The organism is Oceanobacillus neutriphilus (assembly GCF_014645515.1).
In the GTDB taxonomy this organism is placed as follows: Bacteria; Bacillota; Bacilli; order Bacillales; family Amphibacillaceae; genus Oceanobacillus; species Oceanobacillus neutriphilus.
The window spans coordinates 54,681-79,312 of record NZ_BMLW01000019.1 but is presented as its reverse complement, the minus strand read 5'-3'; the positions used below and the strand labels follow the sequence as shown (position 1 = coordinate 79,312).

At 36.8% G+C, this 24,632-nt stretch carries 21 protein-coding genes; 3 read left to right on the top strand and 18 right to left on the bottom strand.

The genetic code is table 11. The annotated features are described in order from the left end of the window. Positions 1 to 257: 257 nt before the first annotated feature. The 7 genes from IEX29_RS24110 to IEX29_RS24080 form a co-directional block, all read right to left on the bottom strand. Positions 258 to 1,682, bottom strand: coding sequence for an aspartate ammonia-lyase (locus tag IEX29_RS24110; protein ID WP_188738029.1), 1,425 nt, complete (start codon positions 1,680 to 1,682; stop codon positions 258 to 260). Positions 1,683 to 1,730: 48 nt separating this feature from the next. After that, entirely contained in the window at positions 1,731 to 3,074 is a 1,344-nt protein-coding gene (locus IEX29_RS24105) for a CapA family protein (RefSeq protein ID WP_308423669.1), read from the bottom strand. A gap of 80 nt (positions 3,075 to 3,154) precedes the next feature. Beyond that, positions 3,155 to 4,552 carry an allantoinase AllB gene (allB, locus tag IEX29_RS24100; RefSeq protein ID WP_188738027.1) on the bottom strand — a complete coding sequence of 466 codons (1,398 nt, stop codon included), beginning with the start codon at positions 4,550 to 4,552 and terminating at the stop codon, positions 3,155 to 3,157. 22 nt (positions 4,553 to 4,574) lie between these two features. Further along, entirely contained in the window at positions 4,575 to 5,516 is a 942-nt protein-coding gene (locus tag IEX29_RS24095; protein ID WP_188738025.1) for a dihydroorotate dehydrogenase, read from the bottom strand. After that, entirely contained in the window at positions 5,516 to 6,301 is a 786-nt protein-coding gene (locus tag IEX29_RS24090; RefSeq protein WP_188738022.1) for a dihydroorotate dehydrogenase electron transfer subunit, read from the bottom strand. Before IEX29_RS24090 ends, IEX29_RS24095 begins: the two co-directional genes overlap by 1 nt. Positions 6,302 to 6,313: 12 nt before the next feature. Continuing rightward, the gene (locus IEX29_RS24085; protein WP_188738020.1) at positions 6,314 to 7,567 is read right to left on the bottom strand and encodes a Zn-dependent hydrolase; all 1,254 of its coding nucleotides are present in this window, start codon (positions 7,565 to 7,567) and stop codon (positions 6,314 to 6,316) included. A 141-nt stretch (positions 7,568 to 7,708) separates the two neighbouring features. Beyond that, the gene (locus IEX29_RS24080) at positions 7,709 to 9,301 is read right to left on the bottom strand and encodes a PucR family transcriptional regulator (protein WP_188738018.1); all 1,593 of its coding nucleotides are present in this window, start codon (positions 9,299 to 9,301) and stop codon (positions 7,709 to 7,711) included. A gap of 693 nt (positions 9,302 to 9,994) precedes the next feature. On the opposite strand from IEX29_RS24080, the gene IEX29_RS24075 reads away from it, so the two are divergent. Beyond that, entirely contained in the window at positions 9,995 to 11,242 is a 1,248-nt protein-coding gene (locus tag IEX29_RS24075; RefSeq protein ID WP_188738016.1) for an MFS transporter, read from the top strand. A gap of 304 nt (positions 11,243 to 11,546) precedes the next feature. Next, complete coding sequence (locus tag IEX29_RS24070) at positions 11,547 to 12,503, top strand: ornithine cyclodeaminase family protein (protein WP_188738014.1); 957 nt, start codon at positions 11,547 to 11,549, stop codon at positions 12,501 to 12,503. A 385-nt stretch (positions 12,504 to 12,888) separates the two neighbouring features. Here the strand turns inward: IEX29_RS24070 and IEX29_RS24065 are convergent, their stop codons facing one another. The 4 genes from IEX29_RS24065 to map form a co-directional block, all read right to left on the bottom strand. Further along, positions 12,889 to 14,220, bottom strand: a complete 1,332-nt coding sequence (locus tag IEX29_RS24065) for a hemolysin family protein (RefSeq protein WP_188738012.1) — start codon at positions 14,218 to 14,220, stop codon at positions 12,889 to 12,891. 791 nt (positions 14,221 to 15,011) lie between these two features. Next, positions 15,012 to 15,290: a hypothetical protein gene (locus tag IEX29_RS24055; protein WP_188738008.1), complete on the bottom strand. Its 279-nt coding sequence runs from the start codon at positions 15,288 to 15,290 to the stop codon at positions 15,012 to 15,014. 188 nt (positions 15,291 to 15,478) lie between these two features. Further along, entirely contained in the window at positions 15,479 to 16,333 is an 855-nt protein-coding gene (locus tag IEX29_RS24050; RefSeq protein ID WP_188738006.1) for a DUF5700 domain-containing putative Zn-dependent protease, read from the bottom strand. 61 nt (positions 16,334 to 16,394) lie between these two features. Next, positions 16,395 to 17,135 carry a type I methionyl aminopeptidase gene (gene map, locus IEX29_RS24045; protein ID WP_188738004.1) on the bottom strand — a complete coding sequence of 247 codons (741 nt, stop codon included), beginning with the start codon at positions 17,133 to 17,135 and terminating at the stop codon, positions 16,395 to 16,397. 204 nt (positions 17,136 to 17,339) lie between these two features. Between map and IEX29_RS24040 the strand changes: the two genes are divergently transcribed. Next, positions 17,340 to 17,795, top strand: a complete 456-nt coding sequence (locus tag IEX29_RS24040) for a YozF family protein (protein WP_188738002.1) — start codon at positions 17,340 to 17,342, stop codon at positions 17,793 to 17,795. Between the two features lie 243 nt (positions 17,796 to 18,038). Here IEX29_RS24040 and IEX29_RS24035 read toward each other — a convergent pair whose 3' ends face one another. The 7 genes from IEX29_RS24035 to IEX29_RS24005 form a co-directional block, all read right to left on the bottom strand. Continuing rightward, on the bottom strand, positions 18,039 to 18,353 hold the full coding sequence (locus tag IEX29_RS24035) for a hypothetical protein (RefSeq protein WP_188738000.1): 315 nt from the start codon (positions 18,351 to 18,353) through the stop codon (positions 18,039 to 18,041). A 135-nt stretch (positions 18,354 to 18,488) separates the two neighbouring features. Then, positions 18,489 to 19,358, bottom strand: coding sequence for a sugar phosphate isomerase/epimerase family protein (locus IEX29_RS24030; RefSeq protein ID WP_188737998.1), 870 nt, complete (start codon positions 19,356 to 19,358; stop codon positions 18,489 to 18,491). 257 nt (positions 19,359 to 19,615) lie between these two features. Next, the gene (locus IEX29_RS24025) at positions 19,616 to 20,446 is read right to left on the bottom strand and encodes a carbohydrate ABC transporter permease (RefSeq protein ID WP_188737996.1); all 831 of its coding nucleotides are present in this window, start codon (positions 20,444 to 20,446) and stop codon (positions 19,616 to 19,618) included. Continuing rightward, positions 20,443 to 21,366, bottom strand: coding sequence for a carbohydrate ABC transporter permease (locus tag IEX29_RS24020; protein ID WP_188737995.1), 924 nt, complete (start codon positions 21,364 to 21,366; stop codon positions 20,443 to 20,445). Before IEX29_RS24020 ends, IEX29_RS24025 begins: the two co-directional genes overlap by 4 nt. 112 nt (positions 21,367 to 21,478) lie before the next feature. Beyond that, entirely contained in the window at positions 21,479 to 22,780 is a 1,302-nt protein-coding gene (locus IEX29_RS24015; RefSeq protein ID WP_188737993.1) for an ABC transporter substrate-binding protein, read from the bottom strand. A gap of 234 nt (positions 22,781 to 23,014) precedes the next feature. Then, on the bottom strand, positions 23,015 to 23,392 hold the full coding sequence (locus tag IEX29_RS24010; RefSeq protein ID WP_188737991.1) for a VOC family protein: 378 nt from the start codon (positions 23,390 to 23,392) through the stop codon (positions 23,015 to 23,017). Between the two features lie 65 nt (positions 23,393 to 23,457). Continuing rightward, the gene (locus tag IEX29_RS24005; protein ID WP_188737989.1) at positions 23,458 to 24,561 is read right to left on the bottom strand and encodes a Gfo/Idh/MocA family protein; all 1,104 of its coding nucleotides are present in this window, start codon (positions 24,559 to 24,561) and stop codon (positions 23,458 to 23,460) included. Positions 24,562 to 24,632 lie beyond the last annotated feature (71 nt).

Sequence of the window (24,632 nt, the reverse complement as noted above, 5' to 3'; positions counted from 1 at the left end):
CTTCGATGAACTCTTCAAAAAACTCTTGGATCAGCTTTTTCGTCAGCCGATCATGCTTCATATAGTCTGCTTCTTCTTCTAAAATTACTGGTACAGTGAACAATAGAACACTTCCTTTCTTTGAATTATTTTTATTTTACCAATACTTCTACAAAAAATCCACTACAATAAATGAAATCATATTATTAAATAAAAAGAGGCTGTTGCACTTTCAGTTACCTGATTGTGCAACAGCCCTGTCAGCTTTTTATTAATGCTCATTTATTTACCAGAAACTCGTTCCCGGCAATACCTGGGGTTGTCATCTCATTTGGATCCAGAATAGTATCCAATTCCCTCTCTGATAAAAGGTCATGTGCCTTGCAGATTTCTTTGATGGTCAATCCTGTTTCGATAGCCTGCTTAACAACTTTGGCAGCTGTTTCATATCCTAAATGTGGATTCAATGCGGTGATAATACCATAACTTTCTTCCACATACTCACGGCATTTCTCTACATTGGCTTCCATATCACTCACTGCATAGCGTGTAAACACATCTAAGCCATTATTCATTATTTTAAGAGACTGCAGCAAATTAAAAATGATAACAGGTCCCATTACGTTTAATTCAAACTGTCCGGCTTCAGATGCCATACAAATTGACTGGTCATTGCCCGCAACTTGAAAAGCTACCTGATTTACCACTTCAATCATGACCGGATTTACTTTTCCAGGCATAATGGAAGAACCCGGCTGCTTTGCAGGAAGAATGATTTCCTGAAGACCTGTCATTGGCCCGGATGCCATCAAGCGTAAATCATTACAAATTTTGGACATATTCATAGCCAGCACTTTCATTGACGCTGAAAGTGCCGTATAAGCATCCGTATTCTGTGTGCCATCCACTAAATTTTTCGCTGAATGAAGCTTTACTCCAAGCTGGGCGGATAACTGTGTTACTGCCTTTTCCATATATTCAGGTTTTGCGTTAAGGCCTGTCCCGACAGCTGTTGCACCAATATTGACTATGAGCATTGCCTCCGCCGCTTGGGTAATTCTATCAATATCGCGGCCAATCACTTCCGAATAAGCGCTGAATTCCTGACCTAACAGAATCGGCACAGCATCCTGCAGATGGGTTCTCCCCATTTTCAGTACGCCCTGAAATTCCGCTTCTTTCTTCACCAATTCTTTTTCCAATCTCTTCAAGGTCGTGATCAATTCCTGAGCCATGCGATAGGACGCTATTTTTAAAGCCGTTGGTATCGTATCATTCGTAGATTGGGACATATTGACATGCGTATTAGGCGAACAGAATTTGTATTCGCCTCTTTCTTTACCCAATATTTCTAAAGCACGATTGGCCAAAACCTCGTTCATATTCATGTTAATGGAGGTACCTGCTCCGCCCTGGATAGAATCTACCACAAATTGATCCAATAGTTTTCCTTCTATCACTTCTTCTGCAGCGCTTACAATAGCTTCCCCAATAGCTTCTGGCAGCATTCCTGTATGCATATTGGCCAGTGCTGCTGCTTTTTTCACCTCAGCAAGCGCGAGAATCAGCTCTTTATGAACGGGGATTTCCGTGATAGGAAAGTTTTCAAGAGCCCGTACTGTTTGAACGCCGTAATAAGCATCCTGAGAAATCGTTTTTTGACCTAAAGAGTCTTTTTCAGTTCTAAATCCGGTTTTTTTCATTATATACACTTCCTGTACAAATACTAATCTATCACGTTCATTATACTATCAAAAGCGAATAATTCCTACCCCATCCTCGATGTTCATATTCGTTCCGTACGGCTCGCTCAATTCCTGCAAGTTTTTCAGAATACGGTATTGATTCTCATGTGAAAGCGCTGGCCAGCCTCTTCTATATCTCGGCAACCTGTACCCCAGTTCTATTGGATGGAGACGAATACCTGTTACGTTTTCGCCCTCCATATCCCATTTTGCAATAACGGATTCCCATACATAAGGATTGACCCCCAGACCTTTTGTATCATAATCACTTCTTTGATCAAGAGCATCTGCCACGTTATGTTGAAAATTCAAGTTATATTTTTCATAAAAATCGGCAGGAAGAACCGATACTGTCTCATTATGAAAAATGAAATTTCCCAAACTATAAAAAATGGGCTTCTTGCGATATATTTCAATCCCTCGCAATATGTGAGGTCCATGACCAATAACAGCATCTGCACCACTATCAACGCATTTCCTTGCTGCTGTCTCTAAAAACTGTGCTGGTAATGCTTTATTTTCCCCTTTCATTTCATGAGAGTGAATACTAACCAGCACAACATCAGCCTGTCGACGCGCCTCGAGTATAGTTTTTTCTAATCTTTCCATATCGGATGGAAAAGGTTCCGTTTCTTTTCTTCGTGTTTCTCCTATTTTAAATCGTAAAGGTCCAAAAGAAAATTCATCATTTTTTTTAACTTCGAATCCTTCTTTAACTGCTAAATTATGATCAGCATTTATAAACGTATGATTCGCAATTTCTTGAAGTTTTTCCATCTCCGGTTTTGTAACAAAGTACGTCGTGTGATATCTTAACGGATTAACGCCAGGGCGTCCAATCGTATCAGGCCGCTGCTCTCCTGCCCGCCACGACTCGTGAAAAGTAGAAGTTGCACTAATTACAGCAACTCTACCGGAAGAAGTTTCGAGATACTTTGGAGAACTGGCCTCAGCCAAGTTTTCTCCAACTCCACCATGAATGAGCCCATGCTCGTTCAGATATCTTTGAGTTGCCAATAGACCCCCTTGTGAATAGTCCATGGTATGGTTGTTAGCCCAAGCGTACAGGTTAAATCCATATGCTTTGAGATCATGTAATACATCAGGCGATGCCATGGCCCAAGTTCCACCGCTTACAGCTGAAGGATAGCCCTCCATTTGATGTGTTGTTACTTCAAGATTCGTAAAACGCACATCAGCATGTTTCAGCAGTTGTGAAACTTCTTGAAAAGCATGGCCTAAATACGACGGTAACTTCCGAGTAATAAAACTATCACCAGTTGCAGCAATCGTCATGCGAGCTGTTTCCAACATCTGCACCCCTTTTCTTTTTCCAAAATGTTTGTTCATTGGATCAGATAGGAAACAAATTGTTTACTTTATCTATCAGTTTTACAATGGCTTCCCATGTCCCGTCCCATAAACAAATTTTAATCAGCTGGTTTAATCCATTGACCCTGATGTTCGTTAACGATTTCGCCATTTTTCATAACTGTTTTGCCACGCACGATTGTTGCCATCGGTTTCCCTATTCCTTTGAAACCATCAAAAGCCGTTACTTTACTTTTACTGTGCAGCTGCTCTCTTTTTATTTCGAACGGTTGTTTCAGATCAACAATCGTTATATCAGCATCTGAACCAACTTGCAGCGAGCCTTTTCTCGGATAGAGATCAAATTGTTTAGCAGGATTTGTAGATAACAATGCAACCAATTGCTGGATCGTGATTTTCCCTTCATTAACAGCATTTAGCATTAATGGTGCGGTTGTTTCCACTCCGCACATGCCAGCCGGCATAGACCATAGGTCTCCATTTTTTTCTTCTTCCGTATGCGGTGCATGATCGGAACAAACGATTGAAATAGTACCATCTTCTATACGACCCCAAAGCTTCTCCTGATCTGCCTTATACTTCACCGGCGGATAAACCTTCATCATTGGACCAATAGATTCATAGTCATCTGCATTCAAAAAGAGGAAGTGAGGGCAAGTCTCTGAGGTAATATTTTCCCCTGTTGCCTGTGCATCTTTCACTGCATCCACTCCCTTTTCAGATGTAATATGGAGTATATGCAATCGCGCTCCTGTATCTTTAGCAAAAGCAATACCAGTTTGAATAGTGGTTAATTCGGCAAGATCAGGTCTTCCTTCCACAAGCGCTTCATAATCTGTACGCCCATCGTTTTGGATTTCACTTGTCAACTGGTGGATTAATTCATTATTTTCAGCATGAATAGCCAAAACTTTGCCCGTCTTGGAAACCTCTCTGAATATATTATAGACTTCACCATCATCAAGCGGTGGAATAATATCTTTCATTTCTGGAGAATAATTATAAACCAATTCATACGTATCCCGTTTAATGGCATATCCCCAGAAAAATTTAAATCCAATAACACCCGCTTCATAAAGCGGCTGAATGCTATTTAAATTTAAATCTCCCAAACAAATTCCCCAAACACCAAAATCTACATTTGCTTTTTTGGATAGATTTTCTACTTGTTTTTCGAAGTTTTCCACATGGTTAACAGGAGGATTTGTATTTGGCATCTCAAATACAAGTGTAATTCCACCAGCTGCTGCTGCCAGCGTAGAATGATAAAAGTCCTCCTTATATGTGGAACCTGGATCCCTTGAATGAATGTGGGTGTCCATCAATCCCGGCAACACATGACATCCGGCAGCGTCCGTCATTTCGTCCGCCTCCCCTGGTAGTTGCTCTGAGGTAATAGCTGCAATTTTTCCATCCTTTATATAAATTATCCCATCATAACAATCATCCACCGTCGTAATTTTCCCATTTTTTATAATATGATCCCACTCTGACATTGGTAATCTCCTTCCTATTTTATCAGATATAATCTTCTTCCCGCTGATTCATTACTATAACACCGCCAATCAATTCATCGATACGATGCAATTGGTGTTCTTCCATATAAGTTTGTATGCCCGCTATAATATCTATCATGGCTGTTGGAGATACAAAATTGGCCGTTCCTACTTGCACTGCTGATGCTCCGGCCAGCATCATTTCAATCGCATCATCCGCCGTCATGATACCACCGCAACCAATAATAGGAAGCTGTGAAACTTCATGGACCTGATATATTTGTCTCACAATGATCGGTTTAATGGCGGGACCCGATAATCCGCCCATTATGTTCCCGATTTTGGGTCGGCGGGTATGAATATCAATGGCCATCGCTAACGGTGTATTGGCAACGACCAAAGAATCAGCTCCAGCTCTTTCTGCAGCTAAAGCGATCGATTGGATGTCGGTAACATTTGGTGTCAGCTTTACAAGAATTGGTTTATCTGTTACTTTTCTCACTCGATTTACCAATTGATAGGTGATATCGTCACTCATCCCAAACGCCTGGCCATTATTTTTTAAATTTGGACATGATATATTTAATTCCAGGGCAGCCACGCTTGTAACAGACGCAATGATACTGGACATTTCAACAAATTCATCAATGGATTCAGCAGAAATACTGGATATAAGCGGTATACTATACTGTTCGTAATAAGGAATCGTTTCTTTCAAATAATAATCAATCCCCTTGCTCTGAATACCAATCGAATTAATCATTCCCCCCTTTGTCTCACACGCCCGAGGAGTTCTATTACCTCTTTGAGGATACTTCGTAATACTTTTAGGTATCAATGCACCAAGAAGATTAAAATCGATAACCCTATCCATTCCTTCTCCGAAAGCTCCTGAAGCAGGCATAACGGGATTTGTTATTTTCATTCCTCCGATATCTACTTCCATCTTCCTTTCCTTTTTCATTACTCAAAAATCACCTCCTCAAGAGGGAAAACAGGGCCATCCTCACAGGATTTAACAGTTTGCATCACTCCCTGCCTCTTAATATCACAGACACACGAATAGCAGACTCCCATTCCGCATGCCATGTATTCCTCTAAAGCAACCTGACTGGTGATTCCATTTGCTTTTGTTATTTTTTGCAGCAGCATGGACAATCTTCTCGATCCACAGGTGTACGCTGCATCAATATGATGTGTTTTTATTAAATCATGAATCATTCTACGCACATGTTCTACATCACTTGTTTTATCCTCTTCTGTAACACAATAAACTTTCGTACAATATTTCTCTATTGTCTTCGTTGCCAATAAATCATCCTTATTACGGGCGCTTAAAATCGCATATATTTCAATATTCATTTGATCAGCTTTTTGAGCAAGAGCTGCAAGTGTTGCAATGCCCACACCTCTCGCCAAGAGCAAAATCTTTTTACAGTTTTTTGGAATAGAATAGGATACTCCTGCAGGCCCAAGCAAGCTGATTTTTTGGCCGGGTTTATACGTCGCCAATTGTTTTGTCCCCGCACCTTCTGCCTTATAAAGGAATTCCAGCGTGTCCTCCTTGATCCGATAAATACTGAACGGTCGTCGAAGTAAAGGATAATAAGTCTGATAATCCGTAGACTTTATATTAAAAAATTGACCTGGTTCAATAGCCTCTTTTAAGTCAGACGAATCTACTATCAAGTGCCAATAGCGGTTACTGACTTGTTTATTCGATAATACGGTTACATGATAGTCCCTCATGATACACCTCCACTATTTTGGAATTTCCTTACCTTTCGCTGGAATAGCCCACTTTAATACTTCCTTTTCTAACACATCACATCCAATTTTAATGGCTTCAAGTGAGGCAAATTCATCTTTGTGATGACTTAAACCATCCCTGCAGGGAATAAAAATCAATCCGGTTGAGCAAAGACCAGCCATATTCATCGCGTCATGGCCTGCCCCACTCGTCATTTCCCTATATGAGATACCTGATTGTTCACATGTTTGCAGAATAGAGGAAATAACATGCTGTTCTAATAGGACAGGTTCATCATTCGTTAATAACTCGAAATGTATCCATAACCCCCTTTTACGCTCTACATATTTCATGGTTTCCTTTACATGCTCCATCACCTTTTTTTTAGAATTCATGTCAACACTACGAATATCGATTATCATCTCTGCTTTTTCAGGGACAACATTCATTGCGCCGGGAGTGACAGCACAGTCTCCCACAGTGGCAACCGTTCCTTTCTTCGCCTCCGCCAGCGCCGCTTTTTCCACAGCCAAACCAATTTCGGAAGCACCCAAGAACGCATCTTTCCGTAAATCCATAGGCGTAGTACCGGAATGTGATGCTTTTCCCTTGATTGTTATTTTCAAGCGGGTCGGGGCCGCAATCCCCGTCACAACCCCAATATTCAATTGCTCTAGTTCTAATACAGGTCCTTGCTCAATATGGAGTTCAAAAAACGCTTTTATATCTTTACTTTCTCTGAATGCGCCATCTACTTGACTTACTTTTAATCCCACTTGAGAAAAGGCATCTTCTAAGCTTACATTGTTTTTATCCTTTAAATTCTTGACTTTATTCTGGTCTAATTTTCCTGCCATCATTTTACTTCCCATTGTAGCTATACCAAACCTCGATGACTCTTCCGCAGCAAAACAAATAATTTCAATTGGATGGCTGGTTTGAATTTGTTGTTCATTTAAACGGCAAATTAATTCAATAGCGGCAACAACGCCAACAGTTCCATCGTACTCTCCTCCATTAATAACCGTATCCAGATGTGAACCGGCAGAAACAGGAGGTAATGTCGAATTTATTCCTTCTCTGCGCGCAATCATATTTCCGGCATAATCCATTCGCACAGTCAAATGTTCTTTTTCGCACATTTCTCTAAAAAGCTCTTTTGCTTTGTGTTCATTTTCTGTATACGCCAACCGATTCATACCATTCTCTGTGTAACCTATCTTATTGAATTGATTTAACATTTGTTCAATTCGGCGAATACTCATTGTGCATACCCCCAACAGTTATAATAGAGACTCCTTTTGTCATTTAACTATTTTCTTATCTCTATTATATGAAACCGCTTTAAAAATTTCTTTGTCTTTTAACATATATTTTTTTTCTTTTTATTGTCTGTATGAACAATCCTATATCGACAATTCATTTATTTTTAACCCAATGTATAACATCATTTTTCCATCAGTATCATTCAACGAGTACCCTGTTATAGACGCGATTTTTCGCATCCTGTACTTTAATGTATTTACGTGAATGAATAGAAAGTGAGACGTTTCTTTAAGGTTCTCATTGTATTCAAAATAAGCCTTCAATGTTTCGATGAGTTTTAAATGATGAGATTTATCATATTCGATCAGCTTACCCACCGTTTTATTGAAAAAGTCGGTTAATTCCTGGCTTCCAATTAGCGCCCCCAATAGACGGTAGACACCTAAATCCTCATAAAAAGTGATTGTTTTAGGATTGACTAAATAACGCCCTAATTTAAGGGCATTCTCTGCCTGTACAAAACTTTCCCGTAACCCAGTGATACCTTTGTAAATCAGTCCTACGCCCATGTAAGATACAAAGTGACGTTCAACATAAGTATCTAAATAATTGCATAATGCGTTACATTGATCCTTCCATACGGTTTTCGTGCTATCGCCCACAGGAAAAATGATACAAATATAATCACGAATATTGCCTACAATAGCATCAGACCACTGCTGTCGAATAATATAGTCAACCCTGGTAATTGTCGTAGTATCTACATTCCTGTTTCTATGTTCTTTCTGTCCTGTCACAAATAGAATACAAGTGTACATTTTTTCGTTATCAAATTGATATTTTTTACCCTTTCCAATTAAATCCTGGAAATTCATAGATCTATTGAAAAGCAATTCCTGGATGAAGTCATCTTTATATTGTTGTTCAACATCATGTTTGACTTTAAGCCTTAAAAATTCAAGCGATAAAAATACAGATGCTTGCTCCAGTATAGAAAGGTATAATTGCAGGTTTTCCACTTTATATCCCCAACTCGTGATGTAACCATACATTACACCATCTAACAAAATAGGCGCAACAATACATGGAATTTCTTCCCCATTACGTTTACGTTTTAAGCGAATAGGATGTTTGATTAGTTCCATCTCTCTTATCATTTCTTCTGATATAGGTGCTATTTCGAAACTTGGATTTGGAAGGTTAATAAAAGGTAACCAGCTTTCTATCGTAACAATACTTCTAGTAAGGAATTCTAATGCTTCAATAAAATCGTTGACTCTTCCTCCATTTATCGAAACTTCTCTAAGAATTTTATTAGCTTGCTCCATATCGTCCTGAAGTAAAGCTTTATTATTAAAAATAGCACTCATAACAGGGGATAATATATCCAGATAACTAACATCTTCGGGTATTTCTATTATCGGCAAACTATACTTCTCAGCTTCTTCCAGTATAAAATCAGGGATTTCACCTAAGTAATGATAGGGTTTAATAGCTAAAGCTGAAGTATTAATAGCAGAGAGCTGCTGTATGAACTGCTTTTGATCAGATGGCTCATTTTTAGCAAAAAAGCTGGTTAGCAATAGTTCTTTGCCTTTTAACCAGCGTGTAATATCAGGTACTTCCGTAATTGTTACATTATCAATTGTCTTTGATAAGCCTTTCTCTCCTGTTAAAATACGGCATTTTTTTAAACCGCCTATTTTCATTGCACTTTCTAATGTTATTCCCATCAATCTCACCTCATTTTTAATATTTGGCTTTAAAGAAAGCTTGACTCTATGAGCTTCGGACCAAAACAATGCTGGTCATGAAAGCATTGCGACCGTTACCGTGCTTTTAGTCTTCTTCACCGTGATATACTTGTGGGGTCTTACCTGTGCTTTTCTCCCACAGGAGTCTACGTACATCCCCTTTACAAACCTAGTATTGTCTTTCTTTCACGTTTGGTATTTTCCTTATATCCTAGCCTCTTAGAATGAAACTACGAATAAACGTTCAATATTATTCCACATTTTAAGAAAGCGCTTAAATTAAAAGATAGTGAGAAAAAGTACTTAAGGTACTGAATCTAAATTCAATTTTCTCGCCAAACAGCTTTTTAAATCCTTATCAAAAACAAATCAGGTAATTTACTGTGTAATAAAGAATTAGATATATCATATCGTATTATGTCTTTATGAACAATATTCTGACTTCTGATTTGTTTATATCGATAATACTTTTACATATGATCTATGGTAGAATTACTCTATCTTTTATAAGTTTAGATGAATTGAAAGCCCTTTCTTTCTTTGAACAATATACACATCCGATTTTTTCCAATAACTATTATTCGCAATAAGGTACTTCATTTCCATCTGAAGGATTGTAGGAAAAGGATAAATCCGCTAGTTAATAAAGCTATTCAAAAAAGGAGGATCTTCATGTCACAAATACAGGAATCGCAAGAAGTTCAAAGTGTGAAACCGGAATCTAAAAAATATCAATGGCAAACATTATGGGCATCCGGTGTAGGATATATGCTTGATGGTTTAGATCTTATGGTGTTATCTTTCACACTTCCTCTTATTATTACCGGTCTATCTTTGACTACGGTAGAAGGAGGAGCGCTATCAACCATTACCATGTTGGGAGCAGTTGTCGGCGGCATTATTTTTGGTATGTTAGCAGATATATACGGTAGAGTTAAAGTTTTTTCATGGACTGTTCTCATTTTTTCTGTATTCACTGGTCTTTGTGCGCTAGCCGTTGGATTTTGGGATTTTGCTGCCTACCGTTTTTTAGCGGGGATTGGTTTAGGTGGAGAATTTGGTATAGGAATGACTCTGGTTACGGAAGCCTGGCCTAAGAAAAACCGGTCTCGTGCAACTTCGGGGGTAGCAGTAGGGTATCAGGTAGGTATTATACTCGCATCGTTAGCTACAGCGATTATTGCCCCGCATTTTGGTTGGCGTGGTGTTTTTCTCTTCGGTGTTTTACCAGCCATATTTGCCTTTTGGGTCCGAAAAGGATTGAAAGAACCTGAACTGTGGAAACAAAGTAAAGCAAAACGAAAAGGAACAGGCAATAAAGTGCCCATAAAGCAAATTTTCGATTCTCCTAAACAAACGGGTATCACCATTGGTCTCATCATTATTTGTGGTGTCCAAAACTTTGGCTTTTATGGTGTCATGACGTGGGTACCAACTGCGCTGGCAAATGAAGTAGGTTTTTCATTCAGCAGCACCACTATTTGGACAGTGGTAACCACCATAGGTATGGTTCTGGGTATATTAGTATTTGGGCTTCTTGCCGATAAGTTAGGACGTAGACCATCATTTATCCTATTTCAAGTTTTTAGTGCTATTGGTATTTGGATTTACTTTCAATTTACCACTCCCCTATTGTTAATTCTGTTGGGAGCGCTGCTTGGATTTTTTGTCAATGGTATGATGGGCGGTTATGGTGCAGTCATAGCAGAGCATTATACGACAGAGGTTCGATCTACAGCCCAAAATTTCGTTTGGAATGTTGGTCGTGCTATAGGCGGACTTGGTCCATTAGCCATTGGTGCCATGGCACTTCATGGTACAATAAGTTCCGCTTTAGGTTTGATTTCCGGGGTTTATATAATCGCAGCACTAGCCATGTTCTTTTTGGTACCAGAGACAAAAGGTAAGGAAATAAGTTAAACGTTTAAATTATCTTTTAATTCACAAAATAAACAAAAATATTATAAAACGCCTAATTTCTACTTCGTACGCGCTATTTTTTGTCAGCTGGGCATATGCCTTTAGTATCTTGTTATCCGAGTCTATACTTTCAAAGCTGCACAGAAGGCTTGAGTTAGAAAAGATGGACGATATGATGTGAACTAACAGTGCTTAACTTAAGGGAATATATACATGTTCCCTTAAGTATTAAAATTCAAAGATACAAGTACCAAATTCATAAAGAAGCTGAAGAGAACACTATGCTTGCAAAGGGGAAAAGATAATGACATTGTTTTTATCAGAAAAAAATGTTAAATTGCTATTACCAATGAAAAAAGCCATTGAAGCTGTAAAATACGGTCTTAATGAGCTAGTTTTCCATCAAGCACAAAACCAACACAGATCCCGTGTAGCAATTGAAAATACCACACTTAACACTATGTCAGCCTCCATACCAGAAGCAAATATCATGGGAGTTAAAAATTATACATTTACTACAATGTCTAAAAATCCCGTTGCGTATTTCCTACTTTTTTCAGGTGAAGGAGACCTGTTGTGCTTAATGGAAGCAGATGAATTAGGAAGAATTCGTACCGGTGCTGTAACCGGTTTGGCTACGGATTATTTAGCTGTTCCTAATTCGAAGATTGCTGCTTTACTTGGAACAGGATTTCAAGCTGAAACACAGCTTAAAGCAATCTGCGAAGTAAGAGAATTAGATCGTGTCAATATCTGGAGTCATCATCCAAAATCCGTTTACGAATTCTGTCGTAGACTTCAACCTCAGATTAATACAGAGTTAAAGCCAACAGAATATGTAGAACTTGCAGTAAAAGATGCAGATATTATTACCACGGCAACAAGTGCTGCTCAACCTATTTTGCAGGGGGATTTAATACACAAGGGCGTACATTTGAATGCCATAGGAAATAACAGAATATATGAACGCGAAATCGCAAGTGAGGTTGTGAATAAAGCAGATATTATTATAACAGATTCCATTGAACAATCGAAAATGGAATCCGGTGATTTGGTTATTGCGGATAAGGAAGGGGTTATTGTATGGGATCGTGTACATGAACTTACAGATCTGATCGTTGGAAAGTCAAACCTGCGAACTTCTGTTGAGCAGATCACATTATTTAAATCAAATGGCTTAGCCATAGAGGATCTCGCTGCTGCTTATTTCGTATATAAAGAAGCTTTGCGGCTAAATATTGGAATCGACATGGCAATATAATAAATGGCTTCATTCATTGAAGAGATAATGCGTCGGAGCCTGCCAAGCTTTTGTCTAAGGCAGGCTCCGATGCCTTTGAGCGGAGATTCTAATTTTGATTGTTCTTTTTACAGATTAAGCACTCATAAGTAAGTGTATTCATAATAAATGCGATTATTAAATGCGCGGGAAAAATACCAATTCTGTAAGAGTTTCTCGTTTTCAAGGTACTCTAACTTGTTTTGCTATTTGAGTTTACTGCTCTTTATACATTTTTTACTGAGAAGAGATTATCTCTATACCAGACACAATAATGGAAATTGCAAATCCAATAAAGTCGTTTATGTTTGAATCTAAAAATACGCGTTACGCCATCCAAAAATGTGGACCAGGCAGAATAAAATCACTACATTTTTGGTGCAGCTGCTGAATCATCGTCTTCATTATCCTTGTTTATTCTTTTTGCTTCAATTAATTTTATTTGATATCTGTCCACTTTTTTAATTGTAAAATGATAGTTGTCATATTTAATAGTTAAACCAGATTTTGCTTCACCCAATTGATTAAAAATCCATCCGCCAATCGTATCGAGTTCATCATCATCAATCTCCGTCCCCAGCAATTCATTTGTATCTGAAATGAGTAATCTGCCATTCAGTAGATACATATCCTCGCCTGTTCGTTGCATCATTGGTATTTCATCTATATCAAGTTCATCCTGTATCTCTCCAAAAATTTCCTCGATAATGTCTTCCACCGTAACAAGACCGGCTGTTCCACCGTATTCATCGACAACAATGGCCATATAGCTGTGCTCCTTTTGCATTTTAGTGAGCACCTCATGGACTGGTGTATTTTCAGCAACGTGAACAATTGGTTTAATATATCCTTTGAAATCCTCTTTTGGTGTTTCATTAAGAAAATCGTTAAAAAATTCTTTCGTGTTAATAACCCCGATAATTTGGTCTTTATCCCCTTCTGCTACAGGATATCTGGTGAATTTTTCTTTTTTTAGGACCTCCAGATTTTCTTCGTACGTATTATCGTTATAAATACAAGCAATTTCTGTTCTCGGAACCATAACTTCCTTTGCCACTCGTTCGTCAAAATCAAAAACATTTTTTAAGTAACCCATTTCCGAAGCATTGATTTCTCCGCTTTGATAGCTGGATGATAGGATCGTGCGAACTTCCTCTTCTGAGTAAACCTCTCCATTTTCTGTTGCAGGCGGCAAACCGAACAGACCGACTAAAAAACGGGAGGCTCCATTTAAAGCCCAGATAAATGGATACATAACCTTATTAAAAATAATTAATAACGGAGAAACCAATAAACTGACTGCCTCTGTTTTTTGGATGGAGAATGACTTTGGTGCCAGCTCGCCGATGACAACGTGCAAAAAGGTAATGATACCAAATCCAATAATTACAGATACTGTAGATACAATCGCTTCAGAGAATCCAAATAAAGCAAATAATGGACGAATTAAATGAGCAACTGCAGGTTCCCCTAACCAGCCAATACCAAGTGAAGTAACTGTTATCCCCAGCTGGCAGGCAGCTAAATACCCATCTAAATTACCGGTAACCTTTTCAACGGCTTTAGCCCCTGGCTTGCCCTGTGCTACCAACTCGTCAACTCTTGATTTTCTTACTCTGACGATTGCAAACTCTGTCGCAACAAAAAATGAAGATATTAAAATTAAAATAACAACCATTATAAGACTGAATATATCCAAAATGCTCCTTACACACAAATATGTAAGGATTTCACCTCCGAATGAAATAGATTTAATTGACATTGTCACTTATTATTAAGCTTAATAAATAGATAAATGAGCTTTGCACACAGTATTTATACTGTTTAATTATTTTAGCATCCTTATCATTATATCGATAATTGGAAGAAGAGCGTTTTCCTTTTAACAATTCCCCTCTTCCATTACCTGTGCTTAAATTATATAGTAAATAATAAAAACCTTACAGTATAACGCAATTGTTTAAAAGCATTTCCAACATTGTACAATACATACACCAGAGCGCCTCTTATTGTTTATGATTCCCATATAAAGCTTCTTTTCCTTATTCTTTATTCTATTTAATATCCAATTTCTTCAAGTTAGGAAATCATTTTTTATTCCATTAAATTGAGCTGTTTAATTTTTATAAAAATTTTGATACAATTGCGTTACCAAGCTGGAATTGCGACCATTCAGCCACCAAATGTTTTTGGAAAAGAGAGGAAGATTTGTTGGTTAACTTATTAGAAAACATATACCAATTATCTGGAGCTGCCTTATTGATATGTGCAATTTATTATTATTTTCATTTTAAGAAAATCAAAAAGGAAAGAAAATTAACACCTGCTGAACTGACATTTTATATCATAACTCAAATAGCAGGTATTCTGTGGGCAATAAGTAATTTGCTTCTGATTTTAGATAAAAATTATTAAAGGACGGTTATGGCTTCATTATGCCATACCGTCCTTCTATTGAATAAACTGGTTATTATATTCGACCAAAAAACATTATAAGTTTTGTTCACTTTCAAACTCGCTAATTTTATTTTGAAGATATCTTAGTCCTTGTTCTTTATTGTATATGCGTCCATATGTATGATCTTCCTGGCTCTTCTGGACTTGTCGAATAAGTTCCTTATCCTTAGATAGCAGATCTAAATCCAATTGTTCAATGGTTTCTCTTTCCCGTTTCATGTTTAAATAACCAATAAAATCGTACACTTCAGCCGTATCTTCTTCGTGAATAAAATCAATTAGCCGTTTTAATTCTTCACGATTAACACTCACTATTCAACACCGCCTTATTATTTACTAACATAATTATACCATTGATTATTTCTATAATTTTTTAATAATGGTGGGTATTATTAATCCAGGAATTCCACTTTATTAAAAAAATGAAGGAAGCTTCATATGTGAAGAGTGCTTTCCTCAAAAATAAGGATCCTGTTGAAAAGATATTTGCTAAAATCTTTTCAACAGGATCCCTTAGCAAGGTCTAAAAGTACCTTCTCTATTTCTTCATGAAAGCCAGGATCCTTCCAAATAGTGACAGCTTTTTTCTCCTGATACTTTTCAATTAAAGATTGAAGCACACTATAACCAATAAAATAAGCTAAACGTGTATAACCAAAGTGCAAGCCTCCATTAATGGAAAACCATTCGCGGAAGATTTCAGAGTTTGAACATTTTTGCAGGTCTTCTAAAAAAGCATGGATAATCTCACTTTTATTTTTTTCCACAAATTGTAACCATTCTTCCCCGTTATCATCATATGAAAAATAAACTGATTTTTCAGCAGCAGTTATCTGTTCAGAAAAGTACGTTGCACATCCCTCCTGCAGCAATGTTGTGAATGGATGGAGCCATTGAAGCTCAGACCAGTCCATCCCCTCCTGATCCGACAGCATATTATGCAGAGCATGTCCAAATTCGTGGGCAATAATTACTTTTAAATGCTTTTCATTTGAAGACAGCTTTTCTAAGCAGAAAGTTACTTCGGGGTTTATTTGGCGATGCGTAAAAGCATTCGATCCATATGCCCCAACAATAATATGCACGTCTTCAGTAAGTTCAACGTGATATTTTTGTTCATAACCCGTTACAACTTGCTGAATCAGATTCTCAATTTTCGCATTTGCTTCCTTGATCCCGCTCATTTGGGAAGGATATTTTTGAATTGCATTTTTTATCTTCTCATCTGCATCTTTACAATGATACAGAAAATATTCCTTAAAGTGTGGTGCGAATACTTCATGATAATGATTTAAATACTCTACTGTAGGCAAATAGTTTTCTAAGAAATATGGAACTGTATTATATATTTTCATATTTATCGTTCCCTTCTTTACGGCATCTTTCTTCAATTATGCCCTATCGCAGTATCATCTCTCACAATGTAGTAATAATTGGTCCTTCCTTAGTCAGTATAATCGTATGCTCATATTGTGCTACAAAACTTTCATCTGTAAAAAAGGTCCAGCCATCATCGGATTGCAAAACCTCCTCTTCCAATGTAGAAATAAATGGTTCAAAAGCAATAACCATTCCATCCTTTAAAATTTCGTCATCCCAGCGTGAATAATAATTAAAAATATGATCCGGTGCTTCATGAATAGAACGTCCAACACCATGTCCAGTTAGGTTTTTGATAACCGTTAAATCATGCTGTTTTGCTACATTGTGTACAGCTTTCCCAAGTGCACTTTTTTTCGAGCCTGGTTTTGCTTTCTTAAGACCAGCGTCAAACGCTTCTTTCACCACATCACATATTTTCTGTAATATTTCATCTCCCCTGCCAACTACAATAGAAATTCCAGTATCCGCAAAATAACCATTTTTTGAACCCGAAACATCGATATTAACAAGGTCACCTTCTTCAATAACCCGCGTCCCCGGAATCCCGTGTGCTACTTCTTCATTTACGCTGATACATGTATATCCAGGAAAATCATATTCTCCTTTTGGCGCAGATTGAGCGCCTGCTTTCTCAAACATTTCGCCTGCAATTTCATCCAGTTCTTTTGTAGTAATTCCAGGTTTAGCGCGCTGGACTAATTCATTTCGAATCTCTCCGCAAATTTTCCCAATTTCTTTTAATCCGTTAAAATCCTCTTCTGTCTTTGCAATCATTATATATCCTCGCTTTTAATTTATTTTTTTATCCGTATACCTTATAGATTTTATCACAAAGTGCATGTTTATTTCTTTAGCAAAAGATCCACGTTTGAAAAATATTTTGTAAACTTTTTTGGAGATACAGCAAGGTAACAAAACAAATTCCTCTGAATAAATGATCAGGTTCCATGCAAACTAATGTAAATGGAGGTGAACCATATGAAATTTACAAAGGTATTTATCTTCTTCACTATTTTATCATTTCTATTATTTCCTATCAGTGGAGTAGCATCAGCACTTGAAAAATTGCCTTCATCGGATAAAACGGATCAATGGGAAATAATGATTGATAAGCCGAAGAATGAAGATGTTGAACCGAAACCTGATGTCTACAATATGTACAGTATGGATGTTCAGTATATTGGTGATGAAGATATTAAATTGGAAAGAATAGAAGCTTACAGAGATGACCCAAGTTCTTCGTATGACTTTGAATTATTTACTATAGCCGATACGGATGATTTCGAAATAGATAAGAATAGTAAACAACCCGTCTTTAATCATCAGAACTTTCCGTTATCTGTTCAAGCTAAGGAATTGAAGGTTATTGTTACCTGGACAAATAAAGGCGATTCTGATCGTAAGTACAGAGAAGAATTTATTTTCAAGCAGTAGAAAGTAATTCGGAGAAATGAAGAGGAACTTCAGGAAAACTCGCACTCTTTTTTTGGGATTTGTAGGTGTATCAGATGTAATTCCTGAATTTATTGCAATGGTATCGTTTATTTTTGAGGCTTCCTTGAGTGTCTGATTCATTGTGAAAGTAAGAGTTGTAAACATTCTTACTTTCACAATTTTTATTTCGTAACTACCGATAAACCAGCCATTTCTTTCTGATTGTGTATCGTCTATTCCCTACTATTCAATAACCAGATTCCCTGCATATTCTGCACTGCCTTTATCTGTGAGAATTTCTAGTACAATGATATATTTACCTTCATCTTCTGGTAATTTGAAGGTTCGATCATCCACGGGCAATTCTGTCTTCTCATCGCACTGACTTACATAAACATTTAACTCTTTGATTTCAAAATCTTGATGCTCAAATAATACATCTATCTGTTGTTCAGAATTAAATTGTATTGGTTTCTGTTCTTCTGCAAGCGAGTAAATATTATCCGCTGTTTTGGTATACTCTTCATCAGAATCCCAATCGATATTTACTGCTTTCAATTCTCCTTCTGTTAAATCAGAATAACTTTGAAGTGAGGCAGCGGGAAGAGTAAAATATAATCTTCACTTATACATCCTATTAGTAAAAAAATAAAAAACAAATCTGCGGATACTTTTATAATCCATTACTAATTATTATTTCCAAGTTATTCCTGAATATTTTTTAAAATGTTCCATACTAATATTAATTGAGTCAATTTCATCAAGGTTCGTGCAATCTTGTTCCAATAAAATATACTCCAGATTAGGTGCTGTTTTTGCACAATCAATAATATTTTGTATTGGAAGAATACCTGTACCTATTTCTGAGAAACAATTGGGATTCTTCGTTTCAGAAAATAAATTACTATCTATTGATTGAGTTGAGTCAATTATACCATCGTACATATTAATTGGCTGTGGTGATTCTTTTGGAAAATCCTTTTGATGGAGAAGAACTAAACGATCCTTATATTTTTCAATTAGTTTTAAAGGATCCTGACCAGCCCGAGTTATCCAATATGTGTCCATTTCAATAAATACCAAAGAGGGATCAGTATTTTTCATTATAATCTCATAGACTGTCTCATCACCAAATTTTTGAAACTCTTGATAATGATTATGATAGTAATATCTCATACCACGCTCTTTGCACATTTCTCCAACTTTGTTGAATAATTCACACCGACGAAGCACATAATCTCTATCGTTATAAGGGAAAAATTCGATGTCACATCCTATCTGGTTATTCCCTAACTCTTGATGATAATCAAGAATATCCGGAAGGCGATCCATGTTTAAAGGATTTATATGACTACCAACTATCGATAATCCAAGGTCGTTTAGAGCCTTCCTCATTTCTTTGGCAGTCATTTCAAATCCGACACCATCATTTTCAAGGGCACTATGATTTGCAGCTTCTACATATTTAAACCCCGCATCTGCTACTTTTTGTAATGTTCCGAATGGGTCTGCCTGTAAAGATTGACGTACTGAATATAATTGTATTCCCACTTTTAAATTCATTGTATATCCTCCCATTGATAAAATTTATTTCCTATAAGTGTGTGTTCAAAAAGTCCGATAAATAGGACCAAGAAGTTCAAGGCGGATAGCGTTTTCCGAACGGAGCGTATGCTACATAATACGTGAGTAACGGAAAACGCTTGCCAACGCAGAAATTCGCCGTGTCATCTTTATTGGACTTTTTGAACATCCTCTATAAAGATAGTTATTTGTTAATTACTACACTTACACTTTTTAAGTCGTTTACTTGCCTGTATTTAGCCTTTTACCGAGCCTCCAGTTAATCCTTTAACTACACGTTCTTGTGCTATAATAAATACAGCAATAACTGGCAAACTAGCTAACACAAGAGCTGCCATTAATCCCGGTACATTAACCGTAAATTCCCCATAGAAGTCTTGAAGACCTAATGGTAAGGTCATACTACCTGTATCAGTTATTAAAGTTAATGCAAATATAAATTCCGTCCACAAATATAAAAAGTTATATATTACTATTGTGGAAATTGCTGGTGCTAAATTAGGAAACAATATTTTCCAAAAGATATTCCAATGATTAGCTCCATCTAATTGTGCTGCTTCTTCTAACTCTTTTGGAAGTTCTCCCATAAATTGTGTTAATATAAAGATGGAGATTGGTAGACTAAACGCAATATAAGGACCTAACAAAGCTGTTAAAGAATCATATAAACCCATATTTTGTGTCAAAAGAAAAATAGGGATTAAGGTAGCATGCATGGGTACCATCATACCTGCTATAAACAATAAAAATAAAGGTCTATTTAATTTGAACTTTATTCTACTAAGTGGATAGCTTGCTAAAGCGCTTATAAATACTACTAATAATACAGATAATACAGTTATAATAAGACTGTTGGTAAAATAACTTCCTATCCCCATATCAAATACTGTACTATAGTTTTCAAGCGTTAAACTACCCGAAAAAAGCGAAAATGGATCTAGGAAGAACCCCTTCATACTCTTAAACGAGGTCATAATCATATAAACAAATGGATATCCAGTAAACAATAATATTCCAATCACTAATATATACAGACATATCTTCTTGGGTAGATTTATGAGTTTCATAAAAACACTCCTTTCTTTTTGCGAAGATAGTCAATTAATTGGATAATTACCACGGCAATAAAAGCAATAATAAACATTACTGCTGCTATTGTACTCGCATATCCCATATTTAAATTTACAAAACCTTGTTTATACATATAAGTACCTAGTATTTCAGTAGCATTTCCAGGTCCTCCTCCGGTCATTATATAGATGATATCAAAGGATTTTAATGACCCAACAACAGCCAAAACTGACGAACTAACAATCGTAGGTATTAAGGCTGGAAAGGTTACGAAAAAAAACTGTTGTGTACTACTAGCTCCATCTATTTTAGCTGCTTCATATAATTCCTCTGGAATACCTACGATTGCCGCTTTAAACAAAATCATATAGAAAGGTGAAAACTGCCATATAATAACTATAAGTACCGCAAGCATAGCTAAATCAGCATTACCAAGCCATTCAAAATCCCCTAATCCTAAAAAAGTAGCTATTTTATTAATTGGTCCACTTTCCGGTGAATAAAGGTAAACCCATAATAAGCCTATAGCGATAGTAGACATCAAGTAAGGGAGAAAGAAAACCACATTTAGAAGTCTTTTCCCATACACATCAGAAAACAAAACTAATGCCATCACTAGACCAAGTGGGATTTGAATAAAAACTGATACAACAACAAGTAGCATGTTATTTTCTAACGCTTGCCAAAAACTAGAATCTGCAAATAAATTAATATAGTTTTGTATACCCACAAACTCACTTATTCCACTTGCACCATTCCAATCTAATAAACTATAATTAAAAGTTGCTATTATAGGGTATAAAGTATAAACCACATAAATTAATAAAGCTGGTAAAACAAACCATAGAATGGTCCATTTATTTGTACCCTTTTTGTTTTTGTCCAAATTTTGTTTAAGCACACGACTTTTCGACATATTAAATCTTTCCCCCTAGAAGGTAGTGCCCCCAGAAGTTAGAATAAAAATCTAACACTTGGGGTGCAGTACCGAATCGTAAGGGCTTTCTTTTAAAAAGCCCTTTTATTTTTTACTTTCTACTTCGAATTTTTTCAGCTTCTACCTCCATCTGTTTTGCAGCTTCTTCTGGAGTCATGCTCAAACCAAAGATTTCTTGTAATGTATCAAGATGTACTTGAGCCAATGATGGGGGTAAAGTTTGGTCATAAGGCATTTGAATGAAATCTGCCTTTTCAGCATAATCACTTAACTTTTGAAAAACGGGATCATCGGTTCTAATTCCTTCTATAGCGGAAAGCTCATTTGTCAAGTCAACCCATTCTTGAGCTGTCTCTTTGCTTGTTAAATATTCTATAAGTTCGGCAGCCAAATCAGGATGGTCGGAACCACTATAAGCAGAAAAAACTGGTGATGTGGCTCCATTCAAATTATTTACGTCTCCTTTCCCTTCCTCCAATGCAGGAAATGAAAAGAAATCCAATTTTTCAACAATTTCTGAAAATTCTTCCTTTGCATTATCTAGAAAATTGGTATTCATCATCAACATCACTGCTTGCTCTGTATATATTAACTGCCTGGCATGTCCGGAATCTGGCGGAAAACCATTAAATCCTGGATTAAAAGCATCTGCTTCAACTAACTCTTTAATATATTCTCCTGCTTTAACAAAAGCTTCATTTTCAAAACTCTCATTCCCTTCTATTGCCTCTTTAAATAGGTCCTCTCCGGCAATTCGATCTACAAGGTACATATAATAAAAACTTCCCGGCCAACTTGTCTGATTAGCAAATGCATACGGAATATACTCATTTTCTTTCAAGACGTCTATAGTATTTAAGAGATCACTATATGTCTCAGGAGCTTCCAAATGCAGTTTTTCAAATATATCTTTATTATAGAAAGTCAGATGTAAAGTTAAACCCAGTGGTAAACCATATTGACCGCCATTAAATTGAGAGCTCTCTAAAGTCATTTCTAAGAAACGTTCAGTATCAACACCATCTTCAGATAAATCGATTATCTTGTCTCCATCAACAAATTCTCCTAACCAATCCCCACCATAATTAAGGAAGACATCAGGTGGATCCCCTCCAGTCATTGCAACAGTCATTTGTTGTTTAAAATTATCATTTCTTGTGGTAGTGGACTTCACTTTCACACCAGGGTTATCAGCCTCAAAACGCTCTATCGCATTATTTATTACATCTAATTTAGTACCACCAGTATAAGTATGCCAGAGTTCTAAAATAATTTCGTCATCTTTATTATCTGACGATTTTTCTACCTTTTCATTCGTTATAGCTCCACCCCCACAAGCTGTTGTTAAGAATAAAGTAACAATCGAACAAACTAAAAGTAATGATTTTTTCACTTAAAATCCCTCCATTTTTTTGAAGATTATAGTTATAACAAAAACAATACAAAACTATTACCACAACTATCTAATTCTTCTAAGAACTTACATATATTATCCATAACTTACATCAAAACACTAATGTAATCGATTTCTGGCAAAGATCAAAAACTTCAATTTATAACTATTTAAATATTTAAAAATTAGATAAATTTGTTAAAAACCTCTATTTACTTAAATTTCTAGCAACCTTTATTCTGAGCCCTTAAACTCAATTAAATTACCATCTGGATCATTAACATAAACACGTTGACCGCCTACATTCTCCGCTTGAACGATTAATAGCGGAACACCGTACCTATCCATACGCTCAATTAATGCGTCAATATCGTCAACTTGAACAGCAAAATGACCGTCATCTTTATCCAATTTAGACGTTCCGCGGAGCGTCTTTCCTTCTGGATAAACGATTAAATGTACCTGGGTACTGCCTACTTGATACCATGCACCATCCGTGTCAAAATCCGGGCGCTCGATATTTTTAAAACCAAGAATGTCTCCGTAAAAGTATTTTGAACGATCCAGTTGCATTACCACTAAAGAAACGTGATGAATACCGGTATATAACATATTAAATCCCCCTTATCTGCTGTACCTTGTTTAAAATACCTCTTAATATTTCTAAAGTTAAAAAATTATATTTCCAATGAATTTTTCAAAAAATTCATTGGCAAGGATGCAGGTTTTTCACATGTACTTTTTACTTCATAATATTTGCTCTCATTTGATGCTATATGGAATCCATGCATCAGTTCCAAAACATGATAACCTATTTGCCCATTTGCACGGTGCGCTCTATTATTTAGAATGGCATACACCATATCCAGGAGTCCCAGTCCTCTGCTATTCTCGGAGAAACCATGAGTTAGTGGTATGTTCACAAAATCCTCATAATCCTGCCTTTTTACACTTACTGGACCACCGAAGGCATTTGGATCGGGTACAATTAACGTCCCAGTTGTTCCATAAATTTCAATATGCGGTGTTTTGGTTCCCCATACATCAAAGCTTGTGATGATTGTCCCAATAGCACCATTTTGGAATTCGAACACACCCGCGATATGGGTAGGTGTTTCAACTGGAATCTTTTTGCCGTAATCAAGCTCATTTGTAATAGTCCTCTCCGGGAATGTTGCTCTCACTGACCCGGAAAGACGTTGTACCGGTCCAATTAGATTGATTAGCGCCGTCAAATAATATGGACCCATATCAAACATAGGCCCAGCGCCTTTTTTATACAGGAAACCGGGGTTTGGATGCCAACTTTCTGGACCATAAGACATCATAAATGCTGTTGCGGCAATTGGTTCACCAATCCACCCATCATCAATCAACTTTCTACACGTTTGTATCCCCCCTCCTAAAAAGGTGTCTGGAGCCGTGCCAACCAACAATCCCTTCTCCTTCGCCAAAGAAAGGATCTTTTCAGCATCCTCCAGTTCAGTTGCTAAAGGTTTTTCTCCATAAGTATGTTTACCAGCTTCCAAGGTCTTTAAATGCACCTCTGAATGAGCTTCCGGATTTGTTAAGTTGACCACCATCTCTATTTCAGGATCTGATAAGAGTTCATCAACGGTACATGCTCTTGGAACATTAAATTCCTCAGATCTCTTCTTTGCCTTTGACAAAGTCAAATCTGCACAAGCAACAATATCAAGAATGTCAAACTTTTCCCCTGCTTGAAAATAGATTGGACTAATATTTCCACAACCAATAATTCCAACTTTTACTTTTCTCATATTCATTCTTCTCCTCCATGAAATCACTAATACTTACTTCCACACCTGTCATATAAAAATCCTGGATTAAT

Coding starts and splice junctions, on each gene's coding strand:
- IEX29_RS24095 (WP_188738025.1), bottom strand. CDS start 5,516: ATGAAAAAGGAAAGGAAGATGGAAGTAGATATCGGAGGAATGAAAATA.
- IEX29_RS24070 (WP_188738014.1), top strand. CDS start 11,547: ATGACATTGTTTTTATCAGAAAAAAATGTTAAATTGCTATTACCAATG.
- IEX29_RS24110 (WP_188738029.1), bottom strand. CDS start 1,682: ATGAAAAAAACCGGATTTAGAACTGAAAAAGACTCTTTAGGTCAAAAA.
- IEX29_RS24040 (WP_188738002.1), top strand. CDS start 17,340: ATGAAATTTACAAAGGTATTTATCTTCTTCACTATTTTATCATTTCTA.
- IEX29_RS24080 (WP_188738018.1), bottom strand. CDS start 9,301: ATGGGAATAACATTAGAAAGTGCAATGAAAATAGGCGGTTTAAAAAAA.
- IEX29_RS24025 (WP_188737996.1), bottom strand. CDS start 20,446: ATGAAACTCATAAATCTACCCAAGAAGATATGTCTGTATATATTAGTG.
- IEX29_RS24085 (WP_188738020.1), bottom strand. CDS start 7,567: ATGAGTATTCGCCGAATTGAACAAATGTTAAATCAATTCAATAAGATA.
- IEX29_RS24050 (WP_188738006.1), bottom strand. CDS start 16,333: ATGAAAATATATAATACAGTTCCATATTTCTTAGAAAACTATTTGCCT.
- IEX29_RS24005 (WP_188737989.1), bottom strand. CDS start 24,561: ATGAGAAAAGTAAAAGTTGGAATTATTGGTTGTGGAAATATTAGTCCA.
- IEX29_RS24010 (WP_188737991.1), bottom strand. CDS start 23,392: ATGTTATATACCGGTATTCATCACGTTTCTTTAGTGGTAATGCAACTG.
- IEX29_RS24020 (WP_188737995.1), bottom strand. CDS start 21,366: ATGTCGAAAAGTCGTGTGCTTAAACAAAATTTGGACAAAAACAAAAAG.
- map (WP_188738004.1), bottom strand. CDS start 17,135: ATGATTGCAAAGACAGAAGAGGATTTTAACGGATTAAAAGAAATTGGG.
- IEX29_RS24105 (WP_308423669.1), bottom strand. CDS start 3,074: ATGAACAAACATTTTGGAAAAAGAAAAGGGGTGCAGATGTTGGAAACA.
- IEX29_RS24090 (WP_188738022.1), bottom strand. CDS start 6,301: ATGAGGGACTATCATGTAACCGTATTATCGAATAAACAAGTCAGTAAC.
- IEX29_RS24030 (WP_188737998.1), bottom strand. CDS start 19,358: ATGAATTTAAAAGTGGGAATACAATTATATTCAGTACGTCAATCTTTA.
- IEX29_RS24075 (WP_188738016.1), top strand. CDS start 9,995: ATGTCACAAATACAGGAATCGCAAGAAGTTCAAAGTGTGAAACCGGAA.
- allB (WP_188738027.1), bottom strand. CDS start 4,552: ATGTCAGAGTGGGATCATATTATAAAAAATGGGAAAATTACGACGGTG.